A 13,177-nucleotide genomic window follows, 5' to 3' on the forward strand; every position below is an offset into this window, starting at 1 on the left:
CAACCCAATGTGCAGATCACCCCGTCCGGGTTGGATGCCACTCCTTCTCAGGAACGGCGACGGGGGACCAGAACCACAGACCCTCTGGTTGCCCAGCTCTGTGCGGTATCCCTTGTGTCGTTTGAGCTTCCGGTTTCCCGGAATACCCGATACCCTGCCCACCTTACGGAGAGCAGGGACTTGCCGGCTTAGGCCAGCTTGATCTCGACGTTCACGCCGGCAGCCAGGTCCAGCTTCATCAGCGCGTCGACCGTCTGCGGCGTCGGCTGCACAATGTCAAGCATACGCTTGTAAGTGCGGACCTCGAACTGCTCGCGCGACTTCTTGTCGATGTGCGGGCCACGATTGACCGTGAACTTTTCGATGCGCGTCGGAAGGGGAATCGGACCGCGGATAAGGGCGCCGGTGCGGCGGGCGGTGTCGGCGATGTCGCCGGTCGCCTGGTCAAGCACGCGATGATCGAACGCCTTGAGACGAATGCGGATGTTGCTGTCCATAGTTCCTGTACCGATGCGAAAGAGCCAAAAACTCAGAGCATTTTCAAAAATCAGCCGGAGCAGCCGATGATTTGTGAAAATGCGCCAACCAAAAAATATCCGCCCCGTATATTACCCTTCTAGCTCTTGCGAGCCGGAGAAAGGCGATCCGGGGCGGTTAAAATTCCGAGCAGCGCGAATCAGGCGATTCGCGCCGCTGCGGTCCTATATTACTTCGAGATCGTTCCGACAACCCCTGCGCCGACGGTGCGGCCGCCTTCGCGAATCGCGAAGCGCAGACCGGCATCCATCGCGATCGGAGCGATCAGCTTGACGCCGAGCTTCACGTTATCGCCAGGCATGACCATCTCGGTGCCTTCGGGAAGGATCACTTCGCCGGTCACGTCCGTCGTGCGGAAATAGAACTGAGGGCGATAGTTGGCGAAGAACGGGGTGTGACGGCCGCCTTCTTCCTTCGACAGGACGTACACTTCGGCGTCGAACTCGGTGTGCGGGGTGATGGTGCCCGGCTTCGCCAGAACCTGACCACGCTCCACGTCTTCACGCTTCGTGCCACGCACCAGGGCGCCGATATTGTCGCCAGCACGACCTTCGTCGAGCAGCTTGCGGAACATTTCCACGCCGGTCACGGTCGTCTTGGTGGTGTCCTTGAGGCCGACGATCTCGACTTCTTCACCAACCTTGATGATGCCGGTTTCGACGCGGCCGGTGACGACGGTGCCGCGACCGGAAATCGAGAACACGTCTTCGATCGGCATCAGGAACGGCTTGTCGACCGGACGCTCAGGCTGCGGAATCCAGCTATCGACGGCAGCCATCAGAGCCAGAACGGCGTCATGGCCGATTTCCGGGGTCTTATCCTGCAGCGCGGCGACGGCCGAACCGGGGATGACGGGGATGTTGTCGCCGTCGAAATCGTAGCTGCTGAGCAGTTCGCGGATTTCCAGCTCGACCAGCTCAAGAATTTCGGCGTCGTCGACCAGATCGACCTTGTTCATGAACACGACCAACTGGGGAACGCCGACCTGACGGGCGAGCAGGATGTGCTCACGGGTCTGGGGCATCGGGCCGTCGGTGGCCGACACGACCAGGATCGCGCCATCCATCTGGGCGGCGCCGGTGATCATGTTCTTCACATAGTCAGCGTGACCAGGGCAATCGACATGCGCATAGTGGCGGGCTTCAGTTTCATATTCGACGTGGGCGGTCGAAATGGTGATGCCGCGCTCGCGCTCTTCGGGCGCCTTGTCGATATTGTCGTACGAGGTGAAGGTCGCGCCGCCGGTTTCGGCCAGAACCTTCGTGATCGCTGCGGTCAGCGAGGTCTTGCCATGGTCGACGTGACCGATGGTTCCGATGTTGCAGTGCGGCTTGTTCCGCTCAAACTTAGCCTTAGCCATTTTATCCTACCTTCTAATCAAAATCAGCTTGGGTCTGACCGCTCGGCCGCGCCTCGCGAAGGCGCGTCCATAGCAGCAAATTTACAGATTACCAGCCCCTAACCGAGCCGTTCGCACGGCTCGGCATGGGAAAGTCATCAGGCCATCTTCGCCTTGACTTCATCCGCCACATTCTGCGGCACTTCGTCATAATGCGAGAAGGTCATCGAATAGTTCGCACGCCCTTGGGTGAACGAACGTAGCGAATTCACATAGCCGAACATGTTGGCCAGCGGCACCATCGCTTCCACGATCTGCGCGTTGCCGCGCGTATCGGTGCCCTGGATCTGACCGCGACGGCTGTTCATGTCACCGATGACGTCGCCCAGATATTCTTCCGGGGTGACGACTTCGACCTTCATGACCGGTTCGAGCAGCGTGATGCCCGATTTCTGCGCGACTTCGCGCATCGCGGCGCGACCGGTGATTTCGAACGCCAGCGCCGACGAATCGACGTCATGATAGGCGCCGTCATACAGGTTGATCTCAAAATCGATGATCGGGAAGCCGATCAGCGAACCGGTCGCTGCGGTTTCGCGCATACCCTTTTCGATCGCCGGGATATATTCCTTGGGAATATTACCGCCCTTGATCTCATCCTTGAAGATGATGCCCGCACCGCGCTCGCCCGGCGTGACCTTCACCTTGATGCGGCCGAACTGGCCGGTGCCGCCCGACTGCTTCTTGTGGGTATAATCGACGTCGACGGCCTTCTTGAGATATTCGCGATAGGCCACCTGCGGCGCACCGACGTTCGCCTCGACCTTGAACTCGCGCTTCATGCGGTCGACCAGGATTTCGAGGTGAAGCTCGCCCATGCCCTTGATGATGGTCTGACCCGATTCGTGGTCGGTCGACACGCGGAAGGACGGATCTTCGGCGGCCAGGCGGTTGAGCGCGACGCCCATCTTTTCCTGGTCGGCCTTGGTCTTGGGTTCGACCGACAGTTCGATGACCGGCTCAGGGAATTCCATTCGCTCCAGGATGATCGGCTTGCGCTCGGCGCACAGCGTGTCCCCGGTCGTGGTTTCCTTCATGCCGGCCAGCGCGACGATATCGCCGGCATAGGCCGCATCAATGTCTTCACGGCTGTTCGCATGCATCAACAGCATACGACCGATCTTTTCCTTCTTGTCCTTGACCGAGTTCAGATAGGTGCCCTTGGTCAGGGTGCCCGAATAGACGCGCAGGAAGGTCAGCGAGCCTACGAACGGATCGTTCATGATCTTGAACGCCAGGCCGGAGAAAGGCGCGTCGTCCGCCGTCGCGCGGCTATCCGGCTCGTCGGTGTCGGGATTGATGCCCTGCACGTCTTCGATGTCCAGCGGCGAAGGCAGATAGTCCACGACCGCGTCGAGCAGGGGCTGAACGCCCTTGTTCTTGAACGCCGAGCCGCACAGCACCGGCACGAACGACTGGTTCAGCGTGCCCTTGCGGATCAGCGCCTTCAGCGTCGCGGTGTCGGGCAGATTGCCTTCGAGATAGGCTTCCATCGCCTCGTCGTCCTGTTCGACGGCGAGTTCGATCAGCTTTTCGCGATATTCGGCGGCCTTGTCGGCGAGGTCGGCCGGAATCTCTTCATAGGAGAATTCGGCGCCCAGATTCTCATCCTTCCAGATGATGGCGCGGTCCTCGACCAGATCGACCAGGCCCTTGAACTCGCTCTCCGCGCCGATGGGGAGATAGAGAACGGCCGGGGTTGCGCCCAGGCGATCGATGATCGTCTGCACGCAATAATAGAAATTGGCGCCGGTGCGGTCGAGCTTGTTGATGAAGCACATCCGCGGAACCTTATACTTGTCCGCCTGGCGCCACACGGTTTCCGACTGCGGCTCAACGCCGGCGACGCCGTCGAACGCGGCGACCGCGCCGTCCAGCACGCGCAGCGAACGCTCGACTTCGATGGTGAAATCGACGTGGCCAGGGGTATCGATGATGTTCAGGCGGTGGTCGTTCCAGATGCAGGTCGTCGCAGCCGACGTGATGGTGATGCCACGCTCCTGCTCCTGCTCCATCCAGTCCATGGTCGCGGCGCCGTCATGGACTTCGCCGATCTTGTAGGACTTGCCGGTATAGTAAAGGATGCGCTCGGTCGTGGTGGTCTTGCCGGCGTCGATATGCGCCATGATACCGAAGTTGCGATATTTCTCGAGCGGATGGCTGCGGGCCATGATGCTTCTCCGTTGCCGGCGCGCCGGCGGTTGGGGATTCGTTAGATCTGGGCGTGCCCCTAAACCAATCCGTCCGCCATGGGTAGGCCCACGACGAACGGATGGATTTTTAGAGCGAAAAACGGGACAGACACCGCAAGGCGCCTGTTCCGTTGATCATTTTTACCAGCGATAGTGCGAGAAAGCGCGGTTCGCTTCCGCCATGCGGTGCGTGTCTTCGCGCTTCTTGACCGCATTGCCGCGGTTGTTGGCGGCATCCATCAACTCGCCCGACAGGCGAGCGGCCATGGTGGTCTCGCTGCGATTGCGCGCAGCGGTGATCAGCCAGCGGATGGCCAGGGCCTGCGACCGCTCCGGGCGGACTTCGACAGGCACCTGATAGGTGGCGCCGCCGACGCGGCGGCTGCGGACCTCGATGCCGGGCTTGATGTTGTTCAGCGCGTCATGGAACATGCCGATCGGATCCTTCTTGGCGCGGGCCTCGACGGTTTCGAGGGCGCCATAAACGATCGATTCAGCAACGGCTTTCTTGCCGTCCTGCATGATGGAGTTCATGAACTTGGACAGAACCTGATCGCCATATTTGGGATCGGGCAGGATGATGCGCTTTTCGGGGCGACGACGACGTGACATATTATTGTTCTCCCCTTACTTCGGACGCTTCGCGCCGTACTTCGAACGGCTCTGCTTGCGATCCTTGACGCCCTGGGTATCCAGAACGCCGCGAAGAACGTGATAGCGCACGCCCGGAAGATCTCGCACACGGCCGCCGCGGATCAGCACGACGCTGTGCTCCTGCAGGTTATGGCCTTCACCCGGAATATAGGTGATGACTTCGCGCTGGTTGACCAGGCGAACCTTGGCCACCTTGCGAAGCGCCGAGTTCGGCTTCTTCGGGGTCGTCGTATAGACGCGGGTGCAAACGCCGCGCTTTTGCGGGTTTGCATCCATTGCAGGGACCTTGCTCTTGGTCTTCTGCAGCTCGCGGCCCTTGCGGACCAGCTGATTGATTGTTGGCATGAAGCCCTTCACCTTTTTCAGTTACTTTACCTGGGCATCCCCGCGTCTCGCACCGCCTGGAGGAATGATTCGTCCAAACGGCAAAGGCCCCGGTGGGCATAAGCCCCCTGGAGCCGCAAGAGCACCCGGCAATGTTCAGCTCTAGTGTCGCCCAGTTGATATGACGCGAGGAGACGAGTCTTCGCACGGCAAGGCCGCTGGGCAGCCGCGCCTATAGCCATCGACGTCCGGCCGGTCAAGCGAGCAGCGTCGGCGGCGATCGGCGCTTTTCAGGTACACGCTTTTTCAGGCACTTAGTAAATTGATAACCTTAACAGTCCTATGATGACAACCCGCTGAGCCTGGACGCGACGTGACGATATTATCCCCTTTAACCGGCGAGTTTCGCGATCCCGACCGGGAATCGGCGTTCCAGGCCGAACGACTCCCCGAAACCCGCCGCCATGCCAGAACCTTGTTCGCCCTGTCGGCGCTGCTGAACGCCATCTTCCTGATCAGCGACTGGCGCTTTGCCGGCACCCCCCATTTCTGGGTCGCCATTCCCGCCCGCCTCGCCGTGGTCGCCGGATCGCTGCTGTGCCTCGCTCTGTGGCGCTACACCCGCAGCTTCTCCGCGCTGGAGCGACTCTGCTTCCTGTGGCAGGGGATCACCGCCATCGGCGTAGCGCTGCTCGTCAGTTCGCGCAGCGACATTGCCCTCTTCGTGCTGGTCATGCTGCCGCTCGTCTTCTACCTCGTCGTGCCCACCAGCTTCCGCGGCAATGCCGGCGGCGGCCTCGCCTGCGCGGTCGCGATGCTGACCGGCTATCTTGCCCCTGCGCCGCATAGTCAGACAGCGATCGGCATGATCCTGGCGATGCTGATCCTGCATTGCGGCATGTGGATGGCCATCACCCGGCACAACCGGCTGCAACGGCAGGAATGGACCGCCGGCCGACTGGCGCAGGTGGCGCAGGCGGCGCTGGCCAACAGCCTCGACGCGCTGGAGCGGATGTTCATGGCCGTGCCCATCCCCCTGCTCGTCACCCGGCGCGACGGCAGCATCCTGCGCCTGAACCAGGCCGCGCAGGACGCCTTTGCCGCCGGCAGCGACATCCCGCTTGCGCATGTGGAGCAGACCTATGTCGACCTGCCGATCCGCAACCTGCTGTTCGGGATGTTGCAGCGGGAAGAGCGCGTCGACAATTTCGAATGCCGCCTGCGCCGGGCGGACGGACAGATTCGCGACACATTGCTGTCCTCGCGCCCGATCGTCGTCGACGACACGCCCTGCATCGTGACCAGCGTCGTGGACATCACCGAACGCAAGGAAGCCGAACAACATCTCGAGCGGCTGGCCATGACCGACGCACTGACTGGCCTTGCCAACCGCGCCCATTTCATGGCTGCCGTGACCCAGGCGACGAGCGGCCCGGCCAGCCGACTGGTGGATTCGGCCCAATCGGCGATTTTGCTGATCGATCTGGATGAATTCAAGCGGGTCAACGATACCGCCGGCCATGATGCGGGCGACGCGCTGCTCTGCGCCGTGGCCGATCGCCTGCGCGCGGCGCTGCGGCCGGGCGACCTGGTCGCGCGCATGGGCGGCGACGAATTTGCGGTGCTGCTGACGCGCCTGCCCGACGTCGACGCGCTGGCGCCCATATTGGCGCGCATCACCGAACATCTCCATCCCCCGCTCAGCTTTCGCGGTCGGCCGATCGAGGCGCGGGTCAGCATTGGCGTGGCGCTGTTCCCCGACCATGGCGGCGATGTCACCGCCTTGATCAAACATGCCGACATCGCCCTCTATCATGCCAAGAATAGCGGCCGCGGCCGCGCCACCCTGTTCGAACCGACGCTGCTCGTCAATTGGGAGCGGGAAGCGACCATGCTCGACCGGGCGCGCCACCTGCTGGCGCAGGAACGCCCCTGCCCCTGGTATCAGCCCAAGATCGACCTCGCCACCGGCGCGCCGGTCGGGTTCGAGGCGCTGTTCCGCTGCCCCACCGCGACGGGCGCGACCATCATGCCCGGCGACATCGCCGCCGCCTTCGAACATCCCGAACTTGGCCCCGCCATCACCGCGCAGATGATCGACGGCATCCTGGCCGACTGCCGCCGCTGGCGCGACGCTGGCCTGCCCTTCGGCCATGTCGCCTTCAACGTGTCGGGCGCCGACCTCAATGACGATGATTTCGCCGACCGCCTGCTCCGCCGTCTGACGGACGCCGACCTGCCGCCGTCGATCATCGAACTGGAAGTGACCGAATCGGTGTTTCTGGGGCGCAATGCCGACCGGGTCGGCCGCCTGCTCCAGCGCTTGAGCGAAGCGGGCGTCGCCATCGCGCTCGATGATTTCGGCACCGGCTATGCGTCCCTCTCGCACCTCAAGCAATTCCCGATCGATGTCATCAAGATCGACCAGCGCTTCGTTCGCGACCTCGAAACCGACCCGGACGACGCCGCCATCGTCCGCACCGTGCTGAACCTGGCCTACAGCCTGGGCATCCGCACCGTGGCGGAGGGGGTCGAGAACCGGCAGCAACTGGATTATCTGCGCGCGGGCGGCTGTCACATGGCCCAGGGCTTTCATTTCAGCGCCGCCATCCCCGCCGCAGATGTGGAAGCCATGCTCGGCCAGCAGGATCAGTCCCATCGAAGCTGAAATAATCTGCAAAAGATCGTTCGGCATAGGGAACAAAAGGTCCGATCGATCATTTCGCCGCATTCAGCGCTCGACTCGTCACGACTCCGCAACGACGGATTCGCGGAAAAGGCGGAGCTTTGCTACCGGCCCCCTCACTAAAAAGAGTCGGGGTCGCATTGTTGCATCACAAGAAGAAGGGGATCGCTCCCCTCCGGGAACGGCTGCTCGCCCTGTGCCCTGAGCGGGAGATTTTTCTCCGGTCCGGCGGCCAGGTGAAGTTCGTCCGCATTTCCCGCCGCGCGCAGCTGGCCGCGATCGGCGTGGCGTCCGTCGCGCTGCTCGGCTGGGGCGGCATGACCCTCTCGATGCTGGCCGGCAGCGCATCGATCGCGCAGGAACGCGCCGCGCTGGCGCAACAGGGCCGCTCGGTCGCCACCGCCGCCACCAAGGTCGAAGGCTATCGCAAGTCGGTTCAGGATCTGGCGCAGGATCTGGAAGCCCGTCAGGACTTCATGGACGATCTCTACAAGACGCATTTCGGCGACCAGGACGACAAGGCGCCCGGCAGCGACATGGCCGCCCCGACCAAAGCCGATAAATCCGACGCGCTGACCGCCAAGATCAGCCTGGCGCCCGAAGCCGCCCCGCTGGTCCGGCTGGAAGCGCGCCAGCGGCAATTCGCCACCCTGCTGACCGCCGCGGTCGAACGCCGCGCGGACAAGGCCGCCGCCGCGATCCGCAGCTTCGGCCTCAACCCCGACCATCTCGCGCGCAGCGCCGCCCGCGCCCAAGGTGGCCCCTTCGTTCCGTGGAAGGGCGACAAAGGCGCGCTGACGAACGAACTGGAAACCCTCGCCGACGCCATGTCGCGGATGGAGTTTCTGGAACGCAGCCTGCTCACCATCCCGTCGGGTCAGCCCACCGCCGCGCCGATGCTGACCAGCTCCTACGGTTATCGCCGCGATCCCTTCAACGGCCATGCCGCCTTCCATGCCGGCCTCGACTTTCCCGGCCGCTACGGCCAGCCGATCACCGCCGCTGCCGATGGGAAGGTCAGCTATGTCGGCCAGCGTCAGGGCTATGGCAATGTGGTCGAGGTCGAACATGGCAATGGCATCATGACCCGCTACGCCCACCTCTCCGGCTTCGCTGCCCATGTGGGGCAAAAGGTCGCGCGCGGCGACACGGTCGGCCGCATGGGATCGACCGGCCGATCGACCGGCACCCATCTCCATTTCGAAGTCCGCCTGAACGGCCAGGCCGTCAATCCCCGCCCTTTTCTGGAGGCCCGCAAAGATGTTCTCCAAGTCCAGCAAATCGCCACGGCCCGTTTCGCCGATGTCCGCGACCGGAGCTAAGCACACGCCCTTCTCGCTGATCGGCAGCGACGTGACGATCACCGGCAATCTCGCCGCGTCGGTCGACCTGCATGTCGATGGCACCATCGAGGGCGACATAAGCTGCGCCGCGCTGGTGCAGGGACCGGACAGCCGCATCACCGGCCATGTGACGGCGCAAAGCGCGCGCCTCGCGGGCCTGGTCGACGGCTCGATCGCCGCTGGCGAACTGGTGGTGGAAAGCAGCGCCCGGATAACCGGCGACGTCGTCTATGAACGCATCACGATCGAGCCGGGCAGCCGCATCGAAGGCCGCTTCCGCCCCAGGGACAGCGACGCCCCGACCGCCGAATTGAAGCTGATCGCCAACGACAGCGCGGGGTAAGGCCCACGGTGATAACAAGAGGGTCACCTCCTTCCGTTCGGGCTGAGCGAAGTCGAAGTCCTCGCCTGAACGCAGTGAAGGCACTTCGCCGATGCTCAGTGTGGCCCTTCGACTTCGCTCAGGGCGACGGATTGCAAGGGTCGGCCAAGGTCAGCTTCCGGTCGATTGCGGCCACAAGCACATCCTCAATTCACCGGCACCCTGCGCCGATAGCTCAGCGCCTCCGCCACATGCACCCGCCCAACCTGCTCGGACCCGGCCAGATCGGCGATCGTGCGCGCCACACGCAGCACGCGGGTATAGCCCCGCGCCGACAGCTTCATCGCCGCAGCCGCCTGCGCCAGCAATTGCCGCCCCGGCTCGTCCGGCCCGGCGACGTCCTCCAGCCGCTCGCCATCCACCTCGGCATTGGTCCGCACCTTGGTCCCGGCATAGCGCGCGGTCTGCACGCGCCGCGCCGCCGCGACCCGCGCCGCCACTTCGGCCGATCCTTCGGCGGGCGGCGGCAGCACCAGATCGGCGGCCGTCACCGCCTGCACCTCGACATGCAGGTCGATGCGATCCAATAACGGCCCCGACACCTTGGCCTGATAATCCGCCGCGCAGCGCGGCGCGCGCGAGCAGGCCAGCGCCGGATCGCCCAGATGCCCGCAGCGGCACGGGTTCATCGCCGCAATCAACTGCACCCGCGCGGGGAAAGTCACATGCGCATTGGCCCGCGCCACCGTGACCTCGCCCGTCTCCAGCGGCTGGCGCAGCGAATCGAGCACGGTCCGTTGGAACTCCGGCAATTCGTCCAGGAACAGCACGCCCAGATGCGCCATGCTGACCTCGCCCGGCCGCGCCTTCAATCCGCCGCCGACCAAAGCCGCCATCGACGCGCTATGGTGCGGATTGCGGAACGGCCGCGCCCGGCTGATCCGCCCGCCCTCCAGCGTGCCGGCGACGCTCGCCACCATCGAACTTTCCAGCGCCTCGGACGGCGTCATGTCGGGCAATATCCCCGGCAGGCAACTCGCCATCAGCGATTTACCCGCGCCCGGCGGCCCGACCATCAGCAGATTATGGCCGCCCGCCGCCGCGATCTCCAGCGCGCGCTTGGCGACCTCCTGCCCCTTGACCTGTTTCAGATCCGCGCCCCGCACCGGCGCATCCACGACGCCCGGCTGCGGCGCCGACAGCGCCGACGTCCCCTTGAAATGATTGAGCAAACCCAGCAAATCCGGCGCGGCGACGACCTCCACTTCCCCGGCCCAGGCCGCTTCGGCTCCCTGCGCGACCGGACAAACCAGTCCCATCTCCTGGCTGCCCGCATGGAGCGCCGCCAGCAGCACGCCGGGCGACGGCGCGGTCCGCCCGTCCAGCCCCAGTTCGCCGACCACCACATAGCCCGCCAGCGTTTCGGCATCGATCACCCCCATCGCGCCCAGCAAAGCCAGCGCGATCGGCAGGTCGAAATGCGATCCCTCCTTGGGCAGATCGGCGGGCGACAGGTTCACCGTGATCCGCTTGGGCGGCAATGACAGCCCGATCGCGGCGATCGCGTTGCGCACCCGCTCGCGGCTCTCCGCCACCGCCTTGTCGGGCAGGCCGACCAGGATGAAATTGGGCAGGCCCGGCACTAGCTGGCACTGCACCTCCACGGCGCGCGCCTCCAACCCCAGATAGGCGACCGTCGATACCGTTGCGACCAAATGCCCCCGCCTTTTCCCGCTGCCCCGCCAGTCTATTGCCGCACTATTCCTCTACCGGCTCCCCGGTCCGATCCCGCACAGGCTCGTCGGGTCGCCCCTTGAACCCCTGCGCCACCACATACCATTCGACGCTGCCCTTGCGGCTGGCCGGCGGCTTGGCATGCTTGATCGTCGTGAAATTCTTCTTCAGCAGCACCAGCAACTCGCCATCGGTCCCGCCCGCAAACACCTTGGCGACGAACGTCCCGCCCTTGCGCAGATTTTCCACCGCGAACCAGGCCGCAGCTTCCACCAGCCCCATGGTGCGCAGATGGTCGGTCGCGGCATGGCCGACCGTATTGGCCGCCATGTCGGAAATCACCAGGTCCGGCGCATCGCCCAGCGCATCACACAGCATCTGCGGCGCCTTGTCGTCCATGAAATCCATTTCGAACAGCGTCACGCCCGCAATCGGATCGACCGGCAACAGGTCGATGCCCACCACCGCAGCTTTCGGCGCCAGCTTGCGCACCACCTGCGCCCAGCCGCCCGGCGCAACGCCCAAATCTACGACCGCCTTCGATCCCTTCACGAAATGGAATTTCTCGTCCAGTTCGATCAGCTTGAACGCGGCGCGGCTGCGCCACCCTTCCGCCTTGGCCTTTTTGACATAGGGATCGTTCAGATGCCGCTCCAGCCAGCGCACGGATTGCGCCGTGCGCCCCTTGGCGGTCTTCACCCGCACCCTGCCTGCGCCAGCGCCCCTCACATCACTCTCCCGTCGCGGTCCATCAACCCGCGCAATATGCCTTCGCGAATCCCCCGGTCGGCCACGCCCAGTCGCGCGGCGGGCCATATGTCGAGGATCGATTCCAATATGGCGCAGCCCGCCACCACCAGGTCGGCGCGCTCGGTGCCGATGCAGGGCAGCTTCTGCCGCTCCGCCAGCGCCATGGTCGACAGCCGCTCCGAAATGGCGCGCATCGATTCGCACGGCACGATCAGCCCGTCGATCGCCTGCCGGTCGTAACGCGGCAGGTTGAGGTGCAGGCTGGCCAGCGTCGTCACCGTGCCCGACGTGCCGAGCAGGCGAATATCCTCCGCCCCCTGCGGCAGCCGCCGGGCCAGCGGCGAAAAGGCCTCGCTCACCCGCGCACGCATCCGGTCATAGGCCGCACGCCGCTGCGCCGGATCATCATGCTCGAACGCCTCGCTCTCGGTCAGCGACACCACGCCCCAGGGCGCGCTCACCCAATCGACGATATGCGGCGCGCCATCGCCATGGGCATCGACCAGCACCAACTCGGTCGATCCGCCCCCGATGTCGAAGATCAGCGCTGGTCCCTCGCCCGGCTCCAGCAACGCATGGCACCCCAGCACCGCCAGCCGCGCTTCTTCCTGCGCGCTGATGATGTCGAGCGCGATGCCGGTTTCGCGATAGACGCGCTGGATGAACTCCGCCCCGTTCGCCGCCCGGCGACAGGCTTCGGTCGCGACCGATCGCGCCAACGTCACATGGCGGCGGCGCAGCTTGTCGGCGCAGACGGACAGCGCCGCGATCGCCCGGTCGATCGCCGCATCGCTGATCCGGCCGGTCGCGGCCAGCCCCTCGCCCAGCCGGACGATGCGCGAAAAGGCGTCGATAACGATGAAGCCGTCGGCGGACGGCTTGGCGATCAACAGGCGACAATTATTGGTGCCCAGGTCGATGGCGGCATAGGACCGCCGCTCACGTCCGCCATGGAGCGGAAAACCCCGTTGCGTCGACGGGGGCGGAATGGCCGCAGCCTTGCTCCCATCGCCCGGACCGGGGCGGGCGCGCTTGCCCGCATAACGGCCGGTCGGGCCGGAACTCTGCGGCGATGGGCGGCTCTGCTGCACCATGCCGTAACTCGCTTCTATAATCGCCAGCCGCCAAAGGGCGACCGGAACTTGCCCTCATGCTTAAGCAGATATGGGGCGTTGCGCAAGGCGCGGCCGGTATGGCCGCTGATGCAAGACTTGATCAGGATTAGCGATACGCCCT

At 64.4% G+C, this 13,177-nt stretch carries 11 protein-coding genes; 3 read left to right on the plus strand and 8 right to left on the minus strand.

Annotated features, from left to right (window positions below; all coding sequences use genetic code 11):
* Positions 1-188: 188 nt before the first annotated feature.
* From rpsJ to rpsL, 5 genes are all read right to left on the minus strand, one after another.
* Positions 189-497, minus strand: coding sequence for a 30S ribosomal protein S10 (gene rpsJ / locus V473_RS14795; RefSeq protein ID WP_007686587.1), 309 nt, complete (start codon positions 495-497; stop codon positions 189-191).
* A gap of 209 nt (positions 498-706) precedes the next feature.
* A complete protein-coding gene (gene tuf / locus V473_RS14800; RefSeq protein ID WP_066606490.1) occupies positions 707-1,897 on the minus strand; it encodes an elongation factor Tu in 1,191 nt (396 codons plus the stop codon).
* Between the two features lie 137 nt (positions 1,898-2,034).
* Positions 2,035-4,107, minus strand: coding sequence for an elongation factor G (gene fusA / locus V473_RS14805; RefSeq protein WP_066606494.1), 2,073 nt, complete (start codon positions 4,105-4,107; stop codon positions 2,035-2,037).
* Positions 4,108-4,269: 162 nt separating this feature from the next.
* Complete coding sequence (gene rpsG / locus V473_RS14810) at positions 4,270-4,740, minus strand: 30S ribosomal protein S7 (RefSeq protein WP_066606496.1); 471 nt, start codon at positions 4,738-4,740, stop codon at positions 4,270-4,272.
* Positions 4,741-4,755: 15 nt separating this feature from the next.
* The gene (gene rpsL / locus V473_RS14815; RefSeq protein ID WP_004208728.1) at positions 4,756-5,127 is read right to left on the minus strand and encodes a 30S ribosomal protein S12; all 372 of its coding nucleotides are present in this window, start codon (positions 5,125-5,127) and stop codon (positions 4,756-4,758) included.
* A gap of 352 nt (positions 5,128-5,479) precedes the next feature.
* Here rpsL and V473_RS14820 point away from each other — a divergent pair, with 352 nt between their 5' ends.
* The 3 genes from V473_RS14820 (at position 5,480) to V473_RS14830 (ending at position 9,478) form a co-directional block, all read left to right on the plus strand.
* Positions 5,480-7,774, plus strand: coding sequence for a putative bifunctional diguanylate cyclase/phosphodiesterase (locus V473_RS14820; RefSeq protein WP_066606498.1), 2,295 nt, complete (start codon positions 5,480-5,482; stop codon positions 7,772-7,774).
* 158 nt (positions 7,775-7,932) lie between these two features.
* Positions 7,933-9,114 carry a M23 family metallopeptidase gene (locus V473_RS14825; RefSeq protein ID WP_244884430.1) on the plus strand — a complete coding sequence of 394 codons (1,182 nt, stop codon included), beginning with the start codon at positions 7,933-7,935 and terminating at the stop codon, positions 9,112-9,114.
* Positions 9,095-9,478 (plus strand): bactofilin family protein, encoded by a 384-nt coding sequence (locus V473_RS14830; protein ID WP_201785528.1) that lies wholly within the window; start codon positions 9,095-9,097, stop codon positions 9,476-9,478. The genes V473_RS14825 and V473_RS14830 overlap by 20 nt, the downstream gene beginning before the upstream one ends.
* Positions 9,479-9,663: 185 nt before the next feature.
* Here V473_RS14830 and V473_RS14835 read toward each other — a convergent pair whose 3' ends face one another.
* The 3 genes from V473_RS14835 to V473_RS14845 are packed head-to-tail and all read right to left on the minus strand — an operon-like array spanning position 9,664 to position 13,035.
* Positions 9,664-11,172, minus strand: a complete 1,509-nt coding sequence (locus V473_RS14835; RefSeq protein WP_066606502.1) for a YifB family Mg chelatase-like AAA ATPase — start codon at positions 11,170-11,172, stop codon at positions 9,664-9,666.
* Positions 11,173-11,215: 43 nt separating this feature from the next.
* Complete coding sequence (locus V473_RS14840) at positions 11,216-11,920, minus strand: RlmE family RNA methyltransferase (protein WP_066606504.1); 705 nt, start codon at positions 11,918-11,920, stop codon at positions 11,216-11,218.
* On the minus strand, positions 11,917-13,035 hold the full coding sequence (locus V473_RS14845) for a Ppx/GppA phosphatase family protein (protein ID WP_066606507.1): 1,119 nt from the start codon (positions 13,033-13,035) through the stop codon (positions 11,917-11,919). The genes V473_RS14840 and V473_RS14845 overlap by 4 nt, the downstream gene beginning before the upstream one ends.
* Positions 13,036-13,177: the final 142 nt, after the last annotated feature.

This window comes from Sphingobium cupriresistens LL01 (assembly GCF_001046645.1).
Lineage (GTDB): Bacteria > Pseudomonadota > Alphaproteobacteria > Sphingomonadales > Sphingomonadaceae > Sphingobium > Sphingobium cupriresistens.

What these genes read in the sequence shown, in the direction of transcription:
- rpsJ (WP_007686587.1), bottom strand. Translation starts at nt 497, where the DNA reads ATGGACAGCAACATCCGCATTCGTCTCAAGGCGTTCGATCATCGCGTG.
- tuf (WP_066606490.1), bottom strand. Translation starts at nt 1,897, where the DNA reads ATGGCTAAGGCTAAGTTTGAGCGGAACAAGCCGCACTGCAACATCGGA.
- fusA (WP_066606494.1), bottom strand. Translation starts at nt 4,107, where the DNA reads ATGGCCCGCAGCCATCCGCTCGAGAAATATCGCAACTTCGGTATCATG.
- rpsG (WP_066606496.1), bottom strand. Translation starts at nt 4,740, where the DNA reads ATGTCACGTCGTCGTCGCCCCGAAAAGCGCATCATCCTGCCCGATCCC.
- rpsL (WP_004208728.1), bottom strand. Translation starts at nt 5,127, where the DNA reads ATGCCAACAATCAATCAGCTGGTCCGCAAGGGCCGCGAGCTGCAGAAG.
- V473_RS14830 (WP_201785528.1), top strand. Translation starts at nt 9,095, where the DNA reads ATGTCCGCGACCGGAGCTAAGCACACGCCCTTCTCGCTGATCGGCAGC.
- V473_RS14845 (WP_066606507.1), bottom strand. Translation starts at nt 13,035, where the DNA reads ATGGTGCAGCAGAGCCGCCCATCGCCGCAGAGTTCCGGCCCGACCGGC.